Raw genomic sequence first — 22,205 nt, forward strand, 5'->3', positions numbered from 1 at the left:
TCTGCGAGACGTGGGGACAGGCGATGGTAGCCGCTGCCTGGTACGGGCGACAGCGGCCCGATGGAACGAGGTGTTGGCGCACCCCGTATGGACGCGCACGGCCGTCAGCAGGATCCTGCACGGGCTCTTGCACACACTGCCAGCGCGTTACGACGGCTTGCAGGATCCGCCTGCGCGATCAGCCAGCAATCCGCTGCGCAGGCCGTGCCAGCGATGCGACAGAGCCGGCACATTGCACAGTCGCCAGCTACATGCAGGCTCGCTTGCAGCGCATCGCACGGCTGCCAGTGCCGATTCACCGCCGTAGCCGCGCCGGCCCCGACAATCAGCTGGGATGCCTGCGCGCTACTGCTGGCGCAAGGCGTCCACACTCACCCAGCCCAGCATGTCGCCTGCCGTGGCGCTGCGGTAACGCAGCTTGATGCGCGTGGCATCGGCGCTGACATCCAGCGCGTCGGCGCGATCGCCGCGCACCAGATAACGCCGCGTCGTGGACGCGGTTGCCGTAGCGTAGAAGGGCAGGCGCGCCACCTGCACCCGCAGTTGCACCGGCATCGGCGACTCCAGAGTTTCGCCGATGGCAGTGGCGATCACGACGCCCTGCGGGTCGAAGGTGGACCTACCGACAGCGGGTACGCGTCGTCGTCGTCGCGCCCAAGCAACGCCTGGATGTCAGGCGCGTTGATCGGCTGCTGGGAGCGATAGACATAGAGCCGGCCAGCGCTATAGCGATATTGGTCGCTGTACTACATCGGCCCGCTACGGCAGGAGCTGGTCAGGCTGCGCTCCTTGGCATCGGGGGTCAGATTCCACAGCCCATCGCATTGCACCGCCGGGCGCGTTGGCGCGGCCAGCGGCTGAAAGCGCCGTTGTACCGGGTCGAAGAGGAACACCAGCGTCGCTTCATTGACCTGGCCCAGCATCGCGGTCACCGCAAGATCGCGGTGCCCGTCGAAGTCGTAGTCGTCGCTGCGCAGAGCGCTCCCGCCTTCGCCGTCATCCACATCCGCGTCCAGCCACTGCGAACTGCCACCCGGCGACAGCACCACCTGCAGGCGCGTGCCGACCAACGTGGCGGTGGCCTGGGTGTGCGCATCGATGCGCAGCTGCATGCGGGTGTCGTCGGCCGCAGTCGCCGCGCCGGTGGACACTCCCAGCGCCACGAACAGGAACGCGGGCCCGCAGTGATGGGCGTGCGGCCAACGCCATCGCGGCCTGTTGGTCACCATGCGCGATGTCCTCAGAACGACACCTCCACCGCCTGCCGCGACCACAGCACCGACTGGTGTCCGGTGGCCTGCTTCCAGGCCAGGCGGATCGCCTCGATGTCGTTGCGCCGCTGCGGGGTGTCTTCGTGCAGGATCACCAGCACCTTGGTGCCCAACCGGTTCGGCTCCTTGGCGCCGCGGAACAACCACTGGCCGTAGGCATCGAGCACGGTCAGCCCGTCCGGAAAGCGCGGAGTCACTTCCTTGTCCAGGAAGGCGCGCCACTGGGCTTCGTCGATGGTGCGGGTCTGCGGGCGGTCGGCCGGGCCGGTTTCTTCGCCCACGCCGAAATACAACTCGCTGCGCACCCAACCCCGCGCCGCCGCCGGCCGCGCCGCATCGCCCTGCAGGCTGGCGGTGGCCGCTGCGGGCGCACCGCCGGGCGTGGTGGCGCAGGCGGACAACGCCAGCGTGGCGGCAAGCAGGCAGGACGGCAGCAGCTTCATCGACTTCTCCGGATCGGGGGGCAGGCTCATGCGGGCCGGGCATCAGCTGATGCCGGCGTGCGCGCACTGTGCCACCTCGCGCCGGCCTGAACAACGCGATAATATCTCTCCATCCGGATGAATGTGGACAATCCGACCCCTTTGCGCCCCAGCCCGGCCGGATGCCAACCGCGTGGCGCGTTGCATTTGCAGGAGAGAGAGCATGACCCGCCCCACCCTTTCGGTGATCGGCCTGGCAGTGGCCGCGGCACTGAGCGCCAATGCGCAGGCCCAGCAAGCCGACCCCGGCGCCACCACCCTGGACACCGTGATCGTCACCGGTACCCGGGCCAGCGACCGCACCGTGCTGGAATCGACCGTGCCGGTGGACGTGCTCACCGCCGAAGACATCCGCAAGGCCGGCGTGGTCAACGGCGAACTGGGCAGTGCGCTGCAGGCGCTGCTGCCCTCGTTCAATTTCCCGCGCCAGTCCAACTCCGGCGGCGCCGACCACATCCGCGCCGCCCAGCTGCGCGGGCTCTCGCCCGACCAGGTGCTGGTGCTGGTCAACGGCAAGCGCCGCCACACCTCGGCGCTGGTGAACACCGACAGCAAGATCGGCAAGGGCACCACGCCGGTGGATTTCAATTCCATCCCGATCAACGCGATCAAGCGCATCGAGGTGCTGCGCGACGGCGCCGGCGCGCAATACGGCTCCGATGCCATTGCCGGGGTGATCAACGTGATCCTGGACGACAACCCCGAGCGCGGCGAGCTGGAAGCCAGCTTCGGCGCCTACAACACCGATGTGGAACCGATCAATCGCCGCGTCACCGACGGCCAGACCAGCTACGCCAGCGCCAAGGTCGGCTCGCTGCTCGGCGATGACGGCGGCTTCTTCAAGGTGGGCCTGGAGCTGAAGAACCGCGAGGCGACCAACCGCGCCGGCTTCGATCAGATCCCGCCGTTCGAGGAGCAGACCCCGGCCAACCTGGCGCTGGCCGGGCAGCGCAATTACGTGCTCGGCGACGGCGCCACCAAGGGCTTGAATGCCTGGCTCAACACCAAGGTCCCCTTCAGCGACAGCGGCGAGTTCTACGCCTTCGGCACCTACAACCAGCGCGACACCGAAGGCGCCAACTACTTCCGTTACCCGGACAGCAGCGCCAACTGGCGCGAGATCTACCCCAACGGCTACCGGCCGATTTCCGAAGGCGAAAACCGCGACCTGCAGATCGTCGCCGGTGCGCGTGGGCAGTGGGGCAACTGGGACTATGACGCCAGCGTCAACCACGGCCGCAACGATTTCACCTACCGCCTGCGCAATTCGCTCAATGCCTCGCTCGGCCCCACCAGCACCACACGCTTCAAGACCGGCGACTTTGCGTTTTCGCAGACGGTGGGCAACCTGGACCTGACCCGCGTGTTCGATGCGGCCGGCGGCACCCATACCTTCGGCACCGGCGCCGAGTTCCGCCGCGAGCAGTACCGCACCCATGCCGGCGACCCGGCCAGCTACGCCGCCGGCCCGTTCACCGACCGTCCCACCGGCTCGCAGGCTGGCGGCGGGCTCACCCCGCAGGACGAAGCCGACCTGTCGCGCAACGTGGCCAGCGCCTACGCCAACGTGTCCAGCCAGTTCGGCGACAAGTTCTCCACCGACCTGGCCGGCCGCTACGAGCATTACCAGGATTTCGGCAGCCAGTGGACCGGCAAGCTGGCCGCGCGCTATGCGTTCGCCCCGGCGTTTGCGCTGCGCGGCGCCATCTCCAACAACGTGCGTGCGCCCTCGCTCAGCCAGATCGGCTACGAAGCCACCTCCACCGGCTACGACGCCGCCGGCCGGCTCACCCAGGGCCGCCTGCTGTCGGTCAACAACCCCATCGCCCGCGCGCTCGGCGCCACCGACCTGAAGCCGGAAAAGTCCGTCAATTACAGCCTGGGCTTCACCAGCAAGCTGGGCGATCACTTCGACCTGTCGCTGGACTTCTTCCAGATCGATATCGACGACCGCATCGCGCTGTCCGAAGACATCACCGGCGATGCGCTGACCAGCTTCGTGCAGCAGAACTTCGGCGTCACCGGCGTGCAGAGCGCCAGCTACTTCCTCAATGCCGCCGACACCCGCACCCGCGGCGCCGAGCTGGTCGCCAACTGGCGCCAGTACGCCTTCGGCGGCGACCTGCTGCTCACCGGCACCTACAGCTACGCCAAGACCGAACTGGAAAACATCATCGCCACCCCGGCGCAGCTGCTGGCGTTGAACCCGGACTACGTGCTGTTCGGCGTGGAAGAAAGCAATACGCTCACCGATGCCGCACCGCGCACCCGTGCCGCGCTCGCTGCCAACTGGAGCAACGAACGCTGGAACCTGCAGACGCGCGTCAACCGCTACGGCAGCGCGACGCGTGTGTTCGACTTCGGCGGCGGCTTCGTGCCGCGCCAGACCTACGGCGCCGAATGGCAGCTGGATCTGGAAGCCGAATATCACCTGGGCACGCACTGGACGCTGGCCATCGGCGGGCAGAACATCCTGGACAACTACTCGGACCGCTCCATCGACGACATCGCCTACTTCGGCAACCTGCCCTACGACGTGCTCTCGCCGATCGGCAGCAATGGCGCGTACTGGTATGGGCGGGTGCGGTACTCGTTCTAACTGACGCCGGGATTGGCGGATTCGGGATTCGGGATTCGGGATTCGGGATTGGCAAGCGCAGATCGTCGCGAATCCCCACTCCCGAATCCCCAATCCCGGCCGTTGCATAACCTGAATATCACACTGCCTTGCGCACACTAGCGCGATGGCAGACGTGCACTCCCCCCTTCCCTCGCCGCCATTGCTGGACGATGCCTGCGCATTGTTTCTGGACGTGGACGGTACTCTCATCGACTTTGCCGACAGCCCCGAGGCTGTTCGGCTGCTGCCCGAGGTCCGCGAGGCCATCGGGCGCCTGAGCGATCGCCTCAACGGTGCGGTGGCGCTGGTCAGCGGCAGACCGCTGTCGCAGCTCGACGCCTTGTTCGCGCCGCTGGTGCTCCCGGCTGCCGGCCTGCACGGACATGAACTGCGCAGCGACGTCGATGCGCGCGCCGCCATGCCGCAGGACACCTCCGCCTTTCTGCATGGCCTGCATCAGCGGGCCGCTGCACTCACGCATACGCACACGGGCGTCCTGGTCGAAGACAAGGGCGTCAGCGTGGCCTTGCATTGGCGCGCGCAACCGCTTGCCGGCCCCGACGTGCTGGCATTTGCGCAGCAGGAAATCGCCCAGCTGCCCGGCTATCGCCTGCAGCCCGGAGACCATGTCGTCGAGTTCGTGCCCGAAGGCAGCAACAAGGGCCTGGCCGTCGAACAGCTAATGCAGCAAGGCGCCTTTGCCGGCCGCACCCCGGTGTTCGTCGGCGACGACCTCACCGATGAATTCGGCTTCGAGGCGGCCAATCGCCTGGGCGGGTGGAGCGTGCTGGTCGGCGATCGTGTGCAGACCAGCGCGCGCTTCCGCGTCGCAGGTACCGCCGCCGTGCACGCCTGGCTGCAACACAACGCGCGCACCGCATAACCGCAGGCGCGCCTCCTTTCGTCACTACAGGAACGTTTGCACTTCATGACCGAGCCAAACCTGGATCTGGGCGTCATCGGCAATTGCAGCTTTGGCGCGTTGGTCGATCGGCAGGCACGCGTGGTGTGGAGCTGTCTGCCCGCCTTCGATGGCGATCCGGCCTTTTGCACGCTGCTCTCGCCCAAGACCGAAGGCGGCGACTTTGCCGTGGAGCTGGAAGACTTCGCCAGCAGCGAGCAGCACTACCTGCCCAATACCGCCGTCTTGCGCACCGTCTTGCGCGATCGCCACGGCGGCGAGGTGGAAGTCATCGACTTCGCTCCGCGCTGGCGCAATAACGGCCGTTTCTATCGGCCGGTCAGCATCATCCGGCAGATCCGCCCGCTGGCCGGCAACCCGCGCATCGTGGTGCGCGCGCGCCCGCTGGCCGACTGGGGCGGCCGCACGCCGGACACCACCTGGGGCAGCAACCATATCCGCTGGGTGCTGCCGGAGTTCACCCTGCGCCTGACCACCGACGTGCCGGTACGCTTCGTCCGCGACGGGCTGCCGTTCGTGCTCAGCCATCCGGTGAGCCTGGTGCTGGGCGTGGACGAGTCGCTGACCCGCTCGCTCACCGGCTATGTGCAGGAAGCGCAGGAGCGCACCGAAGAATACTGGCGCGAATGGGTGCGCTATCTGTCCATCCCGCTGGACTGGCAGGAAGCGGTGATCCGCAGCGCCATCACGCTCAAGTTGTGCCAGTACGAAGACAGCGGCGCCATCATCGCCGCAATGACCACATCGATTCCGGAAGCGCCCCATACCCCGCGTAATTGGGACTACCGCTACTGCTGGCTGCGCGATGCCGCCTTCGTGGTGCGCGCACTCAATCGGCTCGGCGCCACCCGCACGATGGAGCAGTTCATCGGCTACATCTTCAACATCGCCACCAGCGACGGCACCATGCAGCCGCTGTACGGCATCGGCTTCGAGTCGCAGCTGGAAGAGCATGAAGTCGACACCATGGACGGTTACCGCGGCATGGGTCCGGTGCGACGCGGCAACCTGGCCTGGATCCAGCAGCAGCACGATGTCTACGGCAGCGTGGTGCTGGCCTCCACCCAGCTGTTCTTCGACCTGCGCCTGAAGGACCAGGGCGATGCCGACACCTTCCGCCGGCTGGAGCCGCTGGGCGAGCGTGCCTACGCGCTGCACAACGTGCCCGATGCCGGCTTGTGGGAATTCCGCGGCCGCGCCGAAGTGCACACCTATACCGCCGCGATGTGCTGGGCCGCGTGTGACCGCCTGTCCAAGATCGCCGACCGACTGGTGCTGCCGGAGCGCGTGGCGTACTGGCGCGAACGCGCCGACAGCATCCGCGAACGCGTGTTGACCGAGGCGTGGAGCGACGAACACGGCCATTTCACCGATACCCTCGGCGGCCATCGGCTGGATGCCTCGTTGTTGCTGCTGGCCGATATCGGCATCGTGGCCAACGACGACACCCGCTTCGTGCGCACGGTCGAAGCTGTTGGCCGCGTGCTCAAGCATGGTGATGCGCTGTACCGCTATATCGCACCGGATGACTTCGGTGAGCCGGAAACCAGCTTCACCATCTGCACGTTCTGGTACATCGATGCGCTGGCCGCGATCGGGCGCAAGGACGAGGCGCGTGAATTGTTCGAGCGCATCCTCTCGCGCCGCAATCACCTCGGCTTGCTGTCGGAAGATCTATCGTTCGAAGACGGCGAAGCCTGGGGCAACTTCCCTCAGACCTATTCGCATGTCGGTTTGATCATCGCAGCGATGCGCTTGTCGCGGAGCTGGCAGGAGGCGTCATGAGTCGTTTGGTGGTGGTATCCAATCGTGTTGCAGTGCCCGGCGAAAATCGCGCAGGCGGTCTGGCGGTCGGGTTGTTGGCAGCGCTCAAGGAGCGCGGCGGCGTGTGGTTCGGCTGGAGCGGCAAGACCGTGCGCGGCGACAGCGGCGGCATGCACGAGCAGACCGAAGGTGACATCAAGTTCGTCACCATGGACCTCAACAAGCGCGACATCGATTCGTACTACAACGGCTTCGCCAATCGCACGTTGTGGCCGCTGCTGCACTTCCGCCTGGACCTGGTCGATTACGACCGCGCCACGCGCGAAGGCTATATGCGCGTCAACCGCCTGTTCGCGGAAAAACTGGCGCCGTTGCTGAAAGACAGCGACACCTTGTGGATCCACGATTACCACATGATTCCGCTGGGCGCGATGCTGCGCGAGCTGGGAGTGGGCTGCAAGATGGGCTTCTTCCTGCACGTGCCGATGCCCTCGGCCGATCTGGTGCAGGCCATGCCCGATCACGCGCGCCTGTTCAGTACCTTCTATGCCTACGATCTGGTCGGCTTCCAGACCCAGCGCGATGCAGAACGCTTCAAGGCCTATGTGCGCCTGTTCGGTGGCGGGCGCATCCTGGAAGGCGATCTGGTGGAAGGTCCGGGCGGGCGTCGCTTCACCGCATCGTCGTTCCCGATCGGGATCGACACCGATCTGATCGCCACCCAGGCCAAGGCCGCAGTCGGCAAGCAGGCGGTACGCGACCTGCGCGAGAGCCTGCGCGGTCGGCAGCTGGCCATCGGCGTGGATCGGCTGGACTACTCCAAGGGCCTGCCGGAACGCTTCCAGGGATTCGAGCGCTATCTGGAGCGCTATCCGGACCAATCCGGCAGCCTCACCTATCTGCAGATCGCACCGGTGTCGCGCGGCGATGTGGCCGAATATCGTCAGTTGCGCGGGCAGCTGGAACAGATTGCCGGACATATCAACGGTGGGCATGCGGGTCCGGACTGGACGCCGTTGCGCTACGTCAACCAGAACTTCAGCCACGCCACCCTGACCGGCTTTTATCGCGCCGCGTCGGTGGGCCTGGTCACACCGCTGCGCGATGGCATGAATCTGGTCGCCAAGGAATTCGTCGCGGCGCAGGATCCGGAGAACCCGGGCGTGCTGGTGCTGTCGCTGTTGGCAGGTGCAGCCGACGAGATGAAGGAAGCGCTGCTGGTCAATCCGCACGATCTGGACGGTGTGGCCGATGCAATCGCGACAGCGGCCAGCATGCCGCTGGCAACGCGTATCGAGCGGTGGCGCGCGATGATGGATCATCTGCGCAAGAACAACATCAACGATTGGCGCCAGCGTTATCTGCAGGCCCTGGCCGACGTCTGACCTCTCTTCCTGCAGCTGAGGGCGCTGCAGGGCCGATAAGGGACGAGGGTACTGTCTCAGCGTTGCGGCGGAGCCCGCGCCATTTGCCCCCCGCTGCACGACACGCACGCGATAACGCTCCCATCTCCTCCGGGATCCTCCGGGAAAAGGTGCCCGATGCGATACCGCTCCCTTCCCCTCCGGCAGAAGGTGCCTGATGCGATAGCGCTCCCTTCTCCCACCGGGAGAAGGTGCCCGATGCGATAGCGCTTCCTTCTCCCGGTGGGAGAAGGTGCCCGAAGGGCGGATGAGGGTACGGCTGAAGAAGGCGCCCGACGTTTGTCGCCAAAACGCGACAACGCGGGGCCTCAAGCAAGACCACCGCCGGATCAAACGATTCGATGCCTTCCGACGCTGGTGCTGCACCCAGCGATGCTTGCAGCCACCATCCTCCGGAGTAGGCGCCGGTCATCAACCCGATGCGTGCCCACACCGCGTTGGGATCTTCGACTTCCATGCAAATCCGGTGCAGCGGGCGTGCAGGTTGGAACGGTGGTTCCCATTCCGTCACGGACAGGCGGCGCGCGGAGGTCTAAAATATTCACATGAGTAGCGCTGAGGACCCTGGGAGGGGCTGCGCGTTCATATCCAGGTCGCCGGCAGCCCTGTGCCAACGGGCGACCTCTCTCCCTCCACGACTTGTCGCCCGGTGCGGCCCCAAGTCCTTCCTGACATCTCAAAATGACTGATCAATCCTCAAAACGTGGGCTAGGCACCTGGTTGCTGGTGGCCTATGCGGTGGTGATCGCCGTGCTCGGTGCGGTGCTCGCCTACGAAGGCGGCCGCCTGGTGGCCGTCGGTGGTTCCTGGTACTACCTGCTCGCGGGCATCGCCCTGCTGGCGGCCGGTGTGCTGCTGGCACTGGGCAAGCGCGCCGGCCTGTGGCTGTTTGGCGCCACGCTGGCTGCAACGATCGCCTGGGCGCTGTGGGAAGTGGGCCTGGACGGCTGGGGCCTGGTCCCGCGTCTGGCCTGGATTTCGGTACTGGGGCTGGTGCTGCTGCCGTTCTGGGGCGTGGCGCGTCGCCGCATGCAGCCGTTGTCCGGTGTGGGCTACGCCATTGTCACCGGCGTGCTGCCGGTGCTGGGCGCCGGCCTGATCCTGTGGCCGCTGTTCCTGCCGCGCAATGTCGAGCTGGCCGACGCCTCCAAGCAGGCCGCCAACCCGACCGCCTTCAGCCGCGGCAGCGTACCCAGCCCGGACGGCAATGTGGCGGCCAACCACGACGCCAGCAATTGGACCGCCTATGCCGGCTCCAATCTGTCCAACCACTACACGCCAGGCGCCCAGATCACCCCGGACAACGTCAAGAATCTCAAGATTGCCTGGGAGTTCCACACCGGCGACCTGAAGCCGAAGGACTCCAAGCTGGGCTACGCCTTCCAGAACACCCCGCTCAAGGTCGGCGACCTGCTCTACATCTGCACGCCCACCCAGAAGGTGATCGCGGTGGAAGCCGCCAACGGCAAGGAGCGCTGGCGCTTCGATCCGCAAACCAACCCGAAGGCGATGGCTGGCGTTGCCGCCACCACCTGCCGTGGCGTGTCGTACTACCAGGCGCCGGAAGGCACCGCCGAGTGCCCGACGCGGATCTTCTGGCCGATGGTCGATGGCCGCCTGGGTGCGCTGGACGCGCAGACCGGCAAGCTGTGCGCCAGCTTCGGCAACAACGGCTATGTGGATCTGAATGCCGGCACCGGCAACACCAAGCCGGGCTTCGTCGGCCCGACCTCGCCGCCGGTGGTGATGCGCGGCGTGGTGATCCAGCCGACCGGCCAGGTGCGAGACGGCCAGGAAGGCGATGCGCCGTCGGGCGTGGTGCGTGGCTTCGATGCGCTCACCGGCCAGCTGCGCTGGGCCTGGGACCTGGGCAACCCGGCGATCACCGCCGAGCCGCCGGCCGGCCAGACCTATACCCGCTCGACCCCGAACGTGTGGTCGCTGATGGCCGCCGACGACGAGCTGGGCCTGGTCTACCTGCCCACCGGCAATGCGTCCGGCGATTTCTTCGGCAAGGGCCGCACCCCGCAGGACGAGGAATACACCGCCTCGCTGGTGGCCGTGGACGCGGCCACCGGCAAGGAGCGCTGGCACTTCCGCACCGTCAACCACGACCTGTGGGATTACGACATCGGCCCGCAGCCGAACCTGGTCGACTGGCCGGTGGCTGGCGGCGGCACGCGTGCTGCGGTGATCCAGGCCACCAAGTCCGGCCAGGTCTTCGTGCTGGACCGCGCCACCGGCGAGCCCATCATGCCGGTCAAGCAGATCCCGGTGCCGCAGGGCACCGATCATGGCGACTGGACCGCTGCCACCCAGCCGATCTCGCCGGGCATGCCCAATACCGTGGGCGCGCCGAGCCGTGAGTTCGAAACCATCATCGAGTCCGATGCCTGGGGCATGACGCCGTTCGACCAGCTGGCCTGCCGTATCCAGTTCAAGCAACTGCGCTACGAAGGCATGTTCACCCCGCCGACCCTGCAGGGTTCGCTGGCCTTCACCGGCAACCACGGCGGCATCAACTGGGGCGGCGTCTCGGTCGATCTGCAGCGCGGCATCATGGTGATGAACAGCAATCGCCTGCCCTACACCCTGCAGGTCTACACCCGCGAAAAGATGGACGAGCTGGGCGTGGTGTCGGTGTTCGACGGCAAGAGCAAGACGCCGGGCTACATGGCGCAGAAGGGTCTGGCCTACGGCGCCCGCAAGGAGCCCTGGATGTCGCCACTCAACACGCCGTGCGTGGCACCGCCGTGGGGCTATATCGCCGGCGTGGATCTGCGTACCCAGCAGGTGTTGTGGCGCCGTCCGCTGGGCACCGGTTACGACCAGGGCCCGATGGGCATCCCGTCCAAGACCAAGTTCGAGATCGGCACGCCCAACAACAGCGGCTCGCTGACCACCGCTGGCGGCGTGACCTTCATCGGCGCGACGCTGGACGATTTCCTGCGCGGCTTCGATACCCGCACCGGCAAGCAGGTCTGGGAGACCCGCGTGCCGGCCGGCCCGCAGGCGGCCCCGCTGAGCTACACCATCGATGGCAAGCAATACATCGTGGCCGCCGTGGGTGGGCACGACCGCATGGAAACCAAATCCGGCGACAGCGTGATCGCCTGGGCGCTGCCGGACGATGCGCCGGCCGCGCCGGCGAAATAAGCGCCTGCCGGACGATGCAGTGACACACAAGCCGGCCGTCGTGAGACGGCCGGCTTTTTTATGGGTCTGCCGCACCGAGCGGATGCATTGCTTCATGGGCTCGGGTGCCAGAGCAGCGCGCCATGCAATCTTCCCGACCTCTTTCTGGCGGGTGGACCTTTGCACGTTGCCGCGCAGCAGTTGCTGGCCCCGGCGACGCAAGGTCGGCTGCATGTCGCCGCTCCTGTAGGCATTGGGTGGCACCGCCGTCGCATCTCCGCCAGCAGGAACCGCCCTGCCCGTCGCCCCGGTCGATGCAGTGCCAGGCGCGATGGCCGCGGACGCCACGCAGCCTGTTGCCAGCCGCAGGCCAGGCGCTTGGCGCGCTCCGGCTCATCCCTGCACCTCGCCCCCGATTCAGCGGACCGATACGTTGCCGTATCCGCATCGGGCGTCGGGTACGCACCGCTGCCGCGTCACAAGCCGGTCGGCACTACCGGGCCACGCACTGCAAGCGCTGCAGGAATGTGGCTCGACCGATCCAAAGCGCGCGGCACACCATCAACGATGCTCTGCCGGACGATGTCGAACGGCACGGAGCGACATCGTGATTTCACCCGATATTTACATTTTGATGTTAGCGCAAACACATCCCCCGTCCGCTGCTGCGGCCTCGACAATGACTGAAACCGCTTCCAAATCAAGGATTTCCAGCACTTTACGGTCTGCTCGGCCTTATTCCGACAAACGGTACCTTCACGCCATCATGATTCGGGCTCAGCCGCCGATACCCCCCTTGCAGCCACGCACTGCCGGACACCGATCCATTCCCTCAGATCACCTAGTTGGACTCAGCCTATGTCGCCTTCACAAGATGCCGCCCACGTTGCCCGCCCATCGGCCGGCCCCGACGTCGCGCGCACCCGCTGGGCTGCCGGGCTGCCCGCCGCTGCGCAGATCGGCTTGCTGGCCTTGCTGACGCTCTACGCCGCCACGCTGGTGCCCGGCGGTCTGGCAAGCGCCCTGGCAAAGCTGCTCCCCGCGCTGTTGGTGCTGGGCGCGGCCAGCGCCGGCCTGTGGTGGTGGGCGCGACGTCGCAGCAACGTGCAGCTGCAACAGGCCGTGCGCGCGATCATCGCAATCGGCGAAGGCCGCTTCCACCGCCTGAACCTGCGCAGCGCCTCCGGCGAACTCGCGCCGCTGCTGCATGCCTTGCAGGACACCCAGGACAAGCTCGCCATCCGCCTCGACGTGATGGAACAAGGCCTGCGCCACGGCCAGTTCGTGATCAAGGCTCTCGACGATCTGGACACCATGATCCGCATCGCCGACGACGACGGCCAGGTGCTGTTCGCCAACCGCAAACTGCTCGCGATGCTCAAGCTGATCGAGCCGGACGTGCAGAGCTTCCGCCCCAGCTTCCACGCTGAAGGCTTCGTTGGCGGCAGCATTGGCGACATCTATCCGGACAGCCAGGCCGCGATCGACCGCATGCGTGCGTTGACTGCATCCAAGGCCGTGCGTGCGCCGTTCTTCGGCCGTCAGATCGACTTCGTGTACAGCCCGATCATCGCGGCCGACGGCGCCAAGCTCGGCACCATTGCGCAGTGGATGGACGTCACCGCACAGGTCAACGCCGAGCAGGCGCTGATCCAGATCATCGATGCCGCCGCAGCCGGCGATTTCAGCCGGCGCATGCAGATCGATGGCATGGACGGGGTGTTGCTGTCTTTGGCGCAGGGCATCAACCGTATCTACGACTCGGTGGAAACCCACCTGGCCGCGTTGGCGCGCGTGATCGGTGCGCTGGCCGAAGGCGACCTCACCCAGCGCGTGGAGGGCGACGCGCACGGCATCTTTGCGCGCCTGCGCGACGACACCAATCAGACCGTAAGCCGCCTGACCGAAATCATCGGCGGCATCCAGACCGCGTCCGACACCATCCGCCAGGCCGCGGTGGAAATCGCCGCGGGCAATACCGACCTGTCCGAGCGCACCGAACAACAGGCCGCCAACCTGGAAGAAACCGCCAGCTCCATGGAGGAGCTCACCTCCACCGTGAAGCAGAACGCCGAAAGCGCGCTGCAGGCCAATCGCCTGGTCGTGGGCACCGGTGACGTCGCCCAGAGCGGCGGCCAGGTGATGGACGACGTGGTCGCCACCATGAGCCAGATCAGCACCGCCTCGCGCAAGATCGGCGAGATCATCGGCGTCATCGACGGTATCGCGTTCCAGACCAATATTCTGGCGCTCAACGCCGCGGTGGAAGCTGCGCGCGCCGGCGAACAGGGCCGCGGCTTTGCAGTGGTGGCCTCGGAAGTGCGTGCCCTGGCGCGGCGCTCGGCCGATGCCGCCAAGGAGATCAAGACGCTGATCGCCGATTCCACCGACAAGGTGGAACTGGGCTCGGGCCTGGTGCACCGCGCCGGCGCGACCATGCGCGAGATCGTCGGCTCGGTCAAACACGTCACCGACATCATGAGCGAGATCACCTCGGCCAGCGCCGAGCAGTCCAGCGGCATCGAGCAGGTCAACCGCACCGTGGCGCAGCTGGACGAAGTGACCCAACGCAACGCCGCGCTGGTGGAAGAAGCCACCGCCGCCGCGCGCAGCCTGGAAGAGCAGGCAGTGGAACTGGCCGATGCGGTGTCGATCTTCCGCCTGCAGGCCGCGCACAGCGGCAACCCGAAAGCAGTGCACGCAAGCTTCAAACACGCAGCCGCGTAAGCCGCCGTCACCCCACGCGCAGAATCACCGCAGGAGCGCACCCGGGCGCGATTAGCTTTCCCGGTAATGCCGCATCGCGCCCAGGTGCGCTCCTACACCAGACTGACGTGCCTGTCCGCCACCACAGATCCAACGCACGCGGCCGAACAGCACTCCGTATCAACAAGCCATCATAGAAATCAGCGCGCAGTCGTAGGAGCGCGCTTGGGCGCGACGGAGCTTTGTCGGTAATGCCCGATCGCGCCCAGGTGCGCTCCTACGTCTAGTTGGGGCGCTAGTCCATAAACCGCTCGCGCTGCTGCGGGGTCGGCAGCATGCAGTGCTCGGTGCGACCGAACCAGCGGTAGCGGTTGCGTGCGATCAGGCGGTAGCCGATGTCGCGCACACCGCGCGGCAGCACGCGCGCCAGCGTGGCCAGCCGCCAGAAGCCGCCCAACCCGGACAGCACCCGCACGATCGCGTCGCTGTCGGTCCACGCACCGTCGGCATCCACCAGCAGGAACGACAGCGGGTCGTCCGGATCCAGCCCGTGCTGCTGCAACAACGCGCGCCCGGCCTGGCCCTGCATCGCCGCAAAGCGATAGCGCCCGCGTCGATCGTGGCGCAACAGAAATTTGACCCAGCCGTTGCAGAGCAGGCACACGCCATCGAACACGATGGTTACGGGCGCAGCGCGTGGCTCCCCGCCGGGCGGCGCCCCACGAGGCGGCTCCGGGCACGCCGGCTCCAGGTGGGCGCGTTCAACGCCCGGCGGATCAACGCGGTTCAAGCCAGCCCTCGTAGCGAATGAACGGCCCTACCAGCGGCAGGTGCACGTCGACGAAAAATCCGTAGCGGCCGGTGTCGGCATGCTCGCGGCAGCGCACCTGCTCGAACCAGCGTGCAGGCAGCGGAATCCAGCCAAACGCCCACACGCCGGTCGCCTGCCAGTACAACGCATCGGCATCGGCGTGCAGCGCAAACTCGAACCGGACCGCGCCAAGGTGCTCGCGCAGTGCACGGCCATGCCGCCATAACCTCGAATGCATCGGCAGGCCGTCAAATCGGCGATGCCAGCGCTCGCCCTGCGCATCGACCAGAAACTCCACGTCCACCGCGACCGTGCCGCTGCGTGGCAAGCGGCTCAGCAGCGCCAGCAACGGCACCAGGGCATGGCGCCCGCGCTGGATCTGCGCCCTGCCGGCGAAGGTCTGGCGCTGCTGCACCGAATGCAGCGCACGCACCGGCGCGGGCAATTGCGCGAATGCGGCCTGGCCCAGCACCTGCGCGAACAGTGGCGTGCTCAGGGCGCGATCCAGGCCAGCGTGGCCATGCGCCCGCTGCGGTGATCGCGGCGATGCGAAAAAAAGCGCCCGGCATCGGCAATGGTGCACAGCCCGCCGCCATGAATCGCCGCAGCCGGCACGCCGGCACGCTGCAGGCGCTGCCGCGCAAGCGCATACAGATCCACCCGCCAATGGCCCGGACGGGTGGCGACAAACGCCACCTGCGCCTGCGCGTCGCCGCCGACGAAGGCGTTGAACACGTCTTCGCCGATCTCGTACATGTCTGGCCCTGCCGCCGGTCCCAGCCACGCCATGACCTGTGCTGCCGGCGTGCGCATGGCGGCGACGCTGCGCTCCAGCATGCCGTCGGCCAGCCCGCGCCAACCCGCATGGGCGGCAGCCACCTCGCTGCCATCCCGCGCAGCCAGCACCACCGGCAGGCAATCGGCGGTCAGGATCGCCAGCACCACGCCCGGCACCGCGGTCACCGCCGCATCGGCGCTGGGCTCGTGCGCGCCCGGCACTGCATCGCCGCCGCCCCCTGGCTGCGCCACCAACCCGGGCGGTGGCGTCTCCACCCGCAAGACCTCGACACCGTGCACCTGCCGTAACCACCACGGCGCGCTGGGCAAGGCCAGCGCATCCGCCAGCAGCGCCCGATTGCGTTGCACCCGCTCGGGCGCATCGCCCTGGGCACTGCTGCGGTTGCCCAGATTGAGCGTGTCGAACGGGGGCACCGATTCGCCCAGGCCGTAGCGCAAGGTGGTCAGGGCCCGGATGCGAGGGGGCGCCGGCCAGTCGGCGGGCAGGACGAACGGCGCGGACCCGGTCACTTCAGCGACGCGCCAGTTCGGCCGCGCGTGCGCTGTCCTCGCGCAGGGCGGTCATCAGGCGCTGCAGATCGGCCGGCACCGGCGCGGTGGCGCGCACTGGCTGGCCGCTGACCGGATGCAGGAATTCCAGGGTTTCGGCGTGCAACGCCTGCCGCTTGAAGGTCCGCAGCTCGTGCACCAGCGCGTCGGTGGCCCCCTTTGGCAGCTTGAGCGCGCCGCCGTACAGCGGGTCGCCGACGATCGGCGATTTCAGGTGGGCCATGTGCACACGGATCTGATGGGTGCGCCCGGTTTCCAGACGGCATTCCAGCGCGGTATGCGCCCGGAAGCGCTCGCGCAGGCGGTAGTGGGTGACCGCATCGCGGCCGTCGTCGCGCACGGCCATCTTCAGGCGATCACGCGGATGGCGGTCGATCGGCGCATTGGCGGTGCCGCCGGACACCAGCGCACCGACCACCACCGCCAGATATTGGCGATGCACATCGCGCGCAGACAGCTGCTCCACCAGCGCGGCCTGCGCCTGCACGGTGCGCGCCACCACCATCACGCCGCTGGTGTCCTTGTCCAGGCGGTGCACCACACCGGCGCGCGGCACCGCCGACAGCGCCGGGTCGCGGAACAGCAGCGCATTGACCAGGGTGCCGTCCGGGTTGCCCGCGCCCGGATGCACCACCAAGCCGGCCGGCTTGTCGATCACCAGCACCTGGTCGTCCTCGTACAACACGTTCAGCGGGATGTCCTGCGGCGCGGCGTGGGTCTGGGTTTCCAGCACCACCTGCAGCTGCACGCTCTCGCCGCCGCGCAGGCTGTCGCGCGGACGCGCGATTTCGCCATCCAGCAACGCGTCGCCGGACTTGATCCACTCCGCCAGCCGCGAGCGCGAGAATTCGGGAAACAGCTCGGCCAGCACCGCATCGAAACGGCGCCCTGCGGCGCTGTCGGGCACGGTGGCCTGACGGATGGACGGGTCGGTGAAGTCGGCAGAGGGGTCGGACATGGACACGGGCACTCAGGCAAAAACGGGAATTTGGGGGTCCGGACGGCAGGAGTCAGTCGCCGGACAGGCCACTAGGCTATCATCGCGCTTTCGTTTTCCTGATGCGTCCTGCCCAGACCCATGATCCGACGGTCCACGTTTTCCGCGCCTGCGCGCCTGATTGCCCTCATGCTGGTCATGGCGTTCGTCGTCACCGGCTGCCACCGCGGCGCCAAGGACAAGAATCCCGACGAGGGCATGCCGGTCGAGCAGCTCTATGGCAAGGGCCATGGTCTGATGGAGAAAGGCAACTGGGCCGGCGCCGAAGCCAGCTACAAGCGGCTGATCGCCCAGTACCCGTATGGGCCCTACACCGAGCAGGCGATGATCGAAACCGCCTACGCGCAGTACAAGGCCGGCAAGCACGACGACACCGTTTCCAGCGTCGACCGCTTCATCCGGACCTACCCGACCCATCGCAACATCTCGTATCTGTACTACCTGCGCGGGCTGGCCAACAGCAACCGCGACACGGTGTTCCTGCGCCGGGTGTGGTCGCTGGACCCGAGCCGCCGCGACCTGTCCTCGCCGCAGCAGGCCTACAACGATTTCAACACCGTCACCGACCGCTACCCGAACAGCCGTTACGCCGCCGATGCGCGCAAGCGCATGATCGAGCTGCGCGACATCTTCGCCCAGCATGAGCTGGACAATGCGCTGTATTACCTGCGCCGCAACGCGTGGGTGTCGGCGGCCGGCCGTGCCAACTACCTGCTGGAAACCTATCCGCAGAGCGCCTATCAATACGATGCGGTCGCCGTGCTGGCCGAGGCCTACACGCACCTGGGCAACAAGACCCTGGCCGCCGACGCACGCCGCGTGCTCGAGCTCAACAGCCCGCAGCACCCGTGGCTGACCGGCAACTGGCCGAAGTACCCCTGGGCCATCCGCAAGCTCAACCCGTTCGCCGGCGAGAAGTCCGCCGCCACCGGGCAGCGCAACGCACAGATGAATCGCGACTGAGATCTTCGACCGTCGCGTGAAGCACAACAAGGGGCCGCAAGGCCCCTTTGTTTATTGGGCAGGTCCTGCCAGCGTGAGGGAGGCCGCCGCCACGCGCGCGCCGGCAACCAGTTCTACGACATTGCCGCAACGGGGCCTTGGGAGCGTTACTGCCCGCTATAGCCGTTGGTGATCGGGTAGCGCCGCTCGCGCCCGAACGCACGCCGCGATACCTTCGGCCCCGGCGCAGCCTGGTGACGCTTCCACTCGTTCAGCCGCACCAGGCGTAGCACGTGCTCCACCGTGTCGGCCGCGTATCCGGCAGCGACGATGTCATCGCGCGACTGCTCCTGATCGACATAGCGATACAGGATGCCGTCCAGCACGTCGTACGGCGGCAATGAATCCTGGTCGGTCTGGTTGTCGCGCAGTTCGGCAGAGGGCGGGCGCGCGATCACCGCCGGCGGAATCACCGGCGCCCCGCCCACGGTGTTTCGCCACTTGGCCAGGCCAAACACTTCGGTCTTGTACAGGTCCTTGAGCGGGGCATAGCCACCGCACATGTCGCCGTAGATGGTGGCGTAGCCCACCGCGTATTCACTCTTGTTGCCGGTGGTCAGCAACAGCCCGCCGAACTTGTTGGACAACGCCATCAGGATCACGCCGCGGCTGCGCGACTGCAGGTTTTCCTCGGTGATGTCCGGCTGGGTGCCCTCGAACATCGGCCCCAGCGCGGCGAGCAGCCCCTCGAACGCCGGCTCGATCGCGATGGTTTCCAGCTTGACGCCCAGCGCGCGGCATTGCTCGTCGGCCAGGTCGTTGGACAGGTTGGCGGTATAACGCGAGGGCAGCCGCACAGCGGTCACGTTCTCCCCGCCCAGCGCATCCACCGCCATCGCCAGCACCAGCGCCGAATCGATGCCGCCGGACAGGCCCAGCCACACCTTGCTGAAACCGTTCTTGCGGCAATAGTCCTGCAGCCCGCGCACCACCGCACGCCACGCCAGCGCGTCCATGCTTTCGTCGCCGTCGTCCACCCACACCACCGGGGTGAAGCTGCGCTCGCCGGCCGCGTAGTCCACCACCAGCCATTGATCCACAAACGCGGCAGCGGCCGGGTGCACGGTACCGTTGCCATCGGCCACCACCGACGCGCCGTCGAACACCAGCGCATCCTGTCCACCGACCACGTTGAGGTAGGCAATCGCGGCCCCGCTCTCGCGGGTGCGCTCGGCCAGCAGCGCATCGCGCTGGGCGTGCTTGCCGCGCTCGTACGGCGAGGCGTTGGGCACCAGCACCAGCTCGGCGCCGGCCTGCACCGTCTTGGCCAGCGGCTCGGCGAACCACAGGTCCTCGCAGATCACCACGCCCACCTGCACGCCCTTGACCGTGACCACGCAGCTGTCGCCATCCGGATCCACGTCGAAGTAGCGGCGCTCGTCGAACACCGCATAGTTGGGCAATTCGCGCTTGCGGTAGGTCGCCTCGATGCGCCCGTCGCGCAACACGCTGGCCGCGTTGTAGACCACGCTGCCGGCACTCTGCGGCCAGCCGACCACCGCCACGATGCCGCGCGTGGCGGCGGCGATCCGCGCCAGCGCCTGTTCGCAATGCGCCAGGAACCCCGGACGGAGCAGCAGGTCTTCTGGCGGGTAGCCGCTGATCGCCAGTTCGGGAAACAGCACGATGTCCGCATCGAACTCGTCGCGTGCGGCTGCGATGAAGTCGATGATGCGATCGGTGTTCTGGGCCACCGCGCCGACCGGGAAGTCGAACTGGGCCATGGCGATGCGGAGCGTCTGGGACATGTCAACGGCCTTGTGCGTGTGTTTTCCGAAGCACGGAAGCGGGAAGGGAGGAACGAGCCGCAAGCAGACCCCGCGCGATCATCTCGCAGACGTCGTCGCCGCTGGCCAGAACTGCATTATTCCAGAAGCGCAGCACCTGGAAGCCCTCGCAGCGCAGGAAGGCATCGCGCGTGGCATCCGCGCCGGGCAGCAGGTGCTGGCTACCGTCGATTTCGACGATCAACGCCCGGGCGAGGCAGACGAAATCGACGATGTAGGGCCCTACCGGAAACTGACGCCGGAACTTGAAGCCGAGCAGGCGTCGATCTCGCAACCGATACCAAAGCGCGCGCTCGGCGGCGGTCATTTCACGACGCAGGTGTTTGGCGAATCCTGTCTTGGCGGCGTGGCGCATGGACATTTCCGGCAGGAGGATGGCCAAGATGGCTTGCGCCGCCCGGGTGGCGCTATCGGTGTTGATGGCGCTTTGGCGTGGGAGATCGCCTCGTGGGAGGCTGCCCTCACCCCTACCCCTCTCCCGCAAGTGGGAGAGGGGATGTCGCAGCCGGCGGGGGTTGAGCTGCGAAAGTTGCGTGGCCGTGACGTGCTCTGTCTATCAAGCAGGCAACGATCGGCCCGGCATTTCTTGGACCACGATCCAGCAGCATCTCTTGCTGTTGCTCTTGCTCTTGCTCTTGCTCTTGCTCTTGCTCTTGCTGTTGCTCTTGCTGTTGCTCTTGCTGTTGCTGTTGCTCTTGCTGTTGCTCTTGCTGTTGCTCTTGCTGTTGCTCTTGCTGTTGCTCTTGCTGTTGCTCTTGCTGTTGCTCTTGCTGTTGCTCTTGCTGTTGCTGTTGCTGTTGCTGTTGCTGTTGATGTTGCTCTTGCTCTTGCTCTTGCTCTTGCTGTTGCTGTTGCTGTTGCTGTTGCTCTTGCTGTTGCTGTTGCTCTTGCTGTTGCTGTTGCTCTTGCTGTTGCTCTTGCTTCCTTCTCCCGCCTGCGGGAGAAGGTGCCCGAAGGGCGGATGAGGGAACGCTTCCAAACACCCACAAAAAAGGCCGCCCGAAGGCGGCCTCTCTAACGCTCACACGCGTACGCGCGCGGGACGTTGCTTACTTCACCAGCGCAGCGATCGCCGCACCCAGATCGCCCGGCGAACGGACGGTCTTGACGCCGGCGGCTTCCATCGCCGCGAACTTGCCTTCGGCAGTGCCCTTGCCGCCCGATGCGATCGCACCGGCGTGGCCCATGCGCTTGCCGGCCGGCGCCGAGGCACCGGCGATGAAGCCGACGACCGGCTTCTTGACGTGGTTCTTGATGTACTCGGCACCGGCTTCCTCGGCGTCGCCACCGATTTCGCCGACCATGATGATGCCTTCGGTCTGCGGGTCTTCGTTGAACAGCTTGAGGCAGTCGACGAAGTTCAGGCCGTTGATCGGGTCGCCACCGATGCCGATGCAGGTGCTCTGGCCCAGGCCCACTTCGGTGGTCTGCTTGACCGCTTCATAGGTCAGCGTGCCCGAACGCGACACGATGCCGATCTTGCCCGGCTTGTGGATGTGGCCCGGCATGATGCCGATCTTGCACTCGCCCGGGGTGATCACGCCGGGGCAGTTCGGCCCGATCAGCACGGTGTCCGGATGCGAGCGGGTCAGCACGTTCTTGACGCGCAGCATGTCCAGCACCGGAATGCCTTCGGTGATGCACACGATGACCTTGATACCGGCCGCAGCCGCTTCCAGGATCGCGTCGGCCGCGTACGGCGGCGGCACGTAGATCACCGATGCATCGGCGCCGGTGGCCTCGACCGCATCGGCAACGGTGTTGAACACCGGCAGATTGATATGGGTGGTGCCGCCCTTGCCGGGCGTCACGCCGCCGACGACCTGGGTGCCGTACTCGACCATCTGAGTGGCGTGGAAGGTGCCCTGCTGGCCGGTGAAGCCCTGCACGATCACCTTGGTGTTCTTGTTAATCAAAACGGACATGGATAGTTCCTT

The 22,205-nt window shown here is 66.7% G+C and carries 16 protein-coding genes and 1 pseudogene; 8 read left to right on the plus strand and 9 right to left on the minus strand.

What is annotated here, in order from left to right:
• Positions 1–345: 345 nt before the first annotated feature.
• Positions 346–1,209, minus strand: a pseudogene (locus ACCQ12_RS14845) (XAC2610-related protein).
• A gap of 31 nt (positions 1,210–1,240) precedes the next feature.
• The gene (locus ACCQ12_RS14850) at positions 1,241–1,714 is read right to left on the minus strand and encodes a DUF3574 domain-containing protein (protein WP_184385463.1); all 474 of its coding nucleotides are present in this window, start codon (positions 1,712–1,714) and stop codon (positions 1,241–1,243) included.
• 202 nt (positions 1,715–1,916) lie between these two features.
• Between ACCQ12_RS14850 and ACCQ12_RS14855 the strand changes: the two genes are divergently transcribed.
• The 6 genes from ACCQ12_RS14855 to ACCQ12_RS14880 all read left to right on the plus strand — a co-directional run bounded on the left by ACCQ12_RS14855 (position 1,917) and on the right by ACCQ12_RS14880 (position 14,345).
• Positions 1,917–4,352 (plus strand): TonB-dependent receptor plug domain-containing protein, encoded by a 2,436-nt coding sequence (locus ACCQ12_RS14855; RefSeq protein ID WP_372382083.1) that lies wholly within the window; start codon positions 1,917–1,919, stop codon positions 4,350–4,352.
• A 145-nt stretch (positions 4,353–4,497) separates the two neighbouring features.
• A complete protein-coding gene (otsB, locus tag ACCQ12_RS14860; RefSeq protein WP_372382084.1) occupies positions 4,498–5,256 on the plus strand; it encodes a trehalose-phosphatase in 759 nt (252 codons plus the stop codon).
• Positions 5,257–5,301: 45 nt separating this feature from the next.
• Positions 5,302–7,080 (plus strand): glycoside hydrolase family 15 protein, encoded by a 1,779-nt coding sequence (locus tag ACCQ12_RS14865; RefSeq protein ID WP_372382085.1) that lies wholly within the window; start codon positions 5,302–5,304, stop codon positions 7,078–7,080.
• Positions 7,077–8,444, plus strand: coding sequence for an alpha,alpha-trehalose-phosphate synthase (UDP-forming) (otsA, locus tag ACCQ12_RS14870; protein ID WP_039405569.1), 1,368 nt, complete (start codon positions 7,077–7,079; stop codon positions 8,442–8,444). Before ACCQ12_RS14865 ends, otsA begins: the two co-directional genes overlap by 4 nt.
• 759 nt (positions 8,445–9,203) lie before the next feature.
• Complete coding sequence (locus ACCQ12_RS14875; protein ID WP_208413211.1) at positions 9,204–11,639, plus strand: membrane-bound PQQ-dependent dehydrogenase, glucose/quinate/shikimate family; 2,436 nt, start codon at positions 9,204–9,206, stop codon at positions 11,637–11,639.
• An 837-nt stretch (positions 11,640–12,476) separates the two neighbouring features.
• Positions 12,477–14,345 (plus strand): methyl-accepting chemotaxis protein, encoded by a 1,869-nt coding sequence (locus ACCQ12_RS14880; protein ID WP_372382086.1) that lies wholly within the window; start codon positions 12,477–12,479, stop codon positions 14,343–14,345.
• A gap of 274 nt (positions 14,346–14,619) precedes the next feature.
• On the opposite strand, the gene ACCQ12_RS14885 is transcribed toward ACCQ12_RS14880, so the two are convergent.
• The 4 genes from ACCQ12_RS14885 to rluD are packed head-to-tail and all read right to left on the minus strand — an operon-like array spanning position 14,620 to position 17,440.
• Entirely contained in the window at positions 14,620–15,075 is a 456-nt protein-coding gene (locus tag ACCQ12_RS14885; RefSeq protein ID WP_372383629.1) for a thiol-disulfide oxidoreductase DCC family protein, read from the minus strand.
• Between the two features lie 25 nt (positions 15,076–15,100).
• Positions 15,101–15,607 (minus strand): DUF4166 domain-containing protein, encoded by a 507-nt coding sequence (locus ACCQ12_RS14890; RefSeq protein ID WP_338121476.1) that lies wholly within the window; start codon positions 15,605–15,607, stop codon positions 15,101–15,103.
• 20 nt (positions 15,608–15,627) lie between these two features.
• Entirely contained in the window at positions 15,628–16,443 is an 816-nt protein-coding gene (gene pgeF, locus ACCQ12_RS14895; protein ID WP_372382087.1) for a peptidoglycan editing factor PgeF, read from the minus strand.
• Position 16,444: 1 nt separating this feature from the next.
• Positions 16,445–17,440 carry a 23S rRNA pseudouridine(1911/1915/1917) synthase RluD gene (gene rluD, locus ACCQ12_RS14900; protein WP_372382088.1) on the minus strand — a complete coding sequence of 332 codons (996 nt, stop codon included), beginning with the start codon at positions 17,438–17,440 and terminating at the stop codon, positions 16,445–16,447.
• Positions 17,441–17,560: 120 nt separating this feature from the next.
• Here rluD and ACCQ12_RS14905 point away from each other — a divergent pair, with 120 nt between their 5' ends.
• Positions 17,561–18,442, plus strand: coding sequence for an outer membrane protein assembly factor BamD (locus tag ACCQ12_RS14905; RefSeq protein ID WP_104579921.1), 882 nt, complete (start codon positions 17,561–17,563; stop codon positions 18,440–18,442).
• 146 nt (positions 18,443–18,588) lie between these two features.
• Here ACCQ12_RS14905 and ACCQ12_RS14910 read toward each other — a convergent pair whose 3' ends face one another.
• The gene (locus tag ACCQ12_RS14910) at positions 18,589–20,229 is read right to left on the minus strand and encodes an NAD+ synthase (protein WP_047695069.1); all 1,641 of its coding nucleotides are present in this window, start codon (positions 20,227–20,229) and stop codon (positions 18,589–18,591) included.
• Position 20,230: 1 nt separating this feature from the next.
• Positions 20,231–20,623 carry an endonuclease domain-containing protein gene (locus ACCQ12_RS14915; RefSeq protein WP_184388242.1) on the minus strand — a complete coding sequence of 131 codons (393 nt, stop codon included), beginning with the start codon at positions 20,621–20,623 and terminating at the stop codon, positions 20,231–20,233.
• Positions 20,624–20,764: 141 nt separating this feature from the next.
• Between ACCQ12_RS14915 and ACCQ12_RS14920 the strand changes: the two genes are divergently transcribed.
• Positions 20,765–21,286, plus strand: a complete 522-nt coding sequence (locus ACCQ12_RS14920; protein ID WP_372382089.1) for a hypothetical protein — start codon at positions 20,765–20,767, stop codon at positions 21,284–21,286.
• A 31-nt stretch (positions 21,287–21,317) separates the two neighbouring features.
• On the opposite strand, the gene sucD is transcribed toward ACCQ12_RS14920, so the two are convergent.
• A complete protein-coding gene (gene sucD / locus ACCQ12_RS14925) occupies positions 21,318–22,193 on the minus strand; it encodes a succinate--CoA ligase subunit alpha (RefSeq protein WP_005921370.1) in 876 nt (291 codons plus the stop codon).
• Positions 22,194–22,205: the final 12 nt, after the last annotated feature.

The sequence above is a fragment of the Xanthomonas sp. NCPPB 1068 genome (genome assembly GCF_041479385.2).
Classification (GTDB): domain Bacteria; phylum Pseudomonadota; class Gammaproteobacteria; order Xanthomonadales; family Xanthomonadaceae; genus Xanthomonas; species Xanthomonas cannabis.

Bases quoted from the DNA above. Each gene is read 5' to 3' on its own strand.
- ACCQ12_RS14850 (WP_184385463.1), bottom strand. From the start codon at position 1,714: ATGAAGCTGCTGCCGTCCTGCCTGCTTGCCGCCACGCTGGCGTTGTCC.
- ACCQ12_RS14855 (WP_372382083.1), top strand. From the start codon at position 1,917: ATGACCCGCCCCACCCTTTCGGTGATCGGCCTGGCAGTGGCCGCGGCA.
- otsB (WP_372382084.1), top strand. From the start codon at position 4,498: ATGGCAGACGTGCACTCCCCCCTTCCCTCGCCGCCATTGCTGGACGAT.
- ACCQ12_RS14865 (WP_372382085.1), top strand. From the start codon at position 5,302: ATGACCGAGCCAAACCTGGATCTGGGCGTCATCGGCAATTGCAGCTTT.
- otsA (WP_039405569.1), top strand. From the start codon at position 7,077: ATGAGTCGTTTGGTGGTGGTATCCAATCGTGTTGCAGTGCCCGGCGAA.
- ACCQ12_RS14880 (WP_372382086.1), top strand. From the start codon at position 12,477: ATGTCGCCTTCACAAGATGCCGCCCACGTTGCCCGCCCATCGGCCGGC.
- rluD (WP_372382088.1), bottom strand. From the start codon at position 17,440: ATGTCCGACCCCTCTGCCGACTTCACCGACCCGTCCATCCGTCAGGCC.
- ACCQ12_RS14905 (WP_104579921.1), top strand. From the start codon at position 17,561: ATGATCCGACGGTCCACGTTTTCCGCGCCTGCGCGCCTGATTGCCCTC.
- ACCQ12_RS14910 (WP_047695069.1), bottom strand. From the start codon at position 20,229: ATGTCCCAGACGCTCCGCATCGCCATGGCCCAGTTCGACTTCCCGGTC.
- ACCQ12_RS14915 (WP_184388242.1), bottom strand. From the start codon at position 20,623: ATGCGCCACGCCGCCAAGACAGGATTCGCCAAACACCTGCGTCGTGAA.
- ACCQ12_RS14920 (WP_372382089.1), top strand. From the start codon at position 20,765: ATGTCGCAGCCGGCGGGGGTTGAGCTGCGAAAGTTGCGTGGCCGTGAC.
- sucD (WP_005921370.1), bottom strand. From the start codon at position 22,193: ATGTCCGTTTTGATTAACAAGAACACCAAGGTGATCGTGCAGGGCTTC.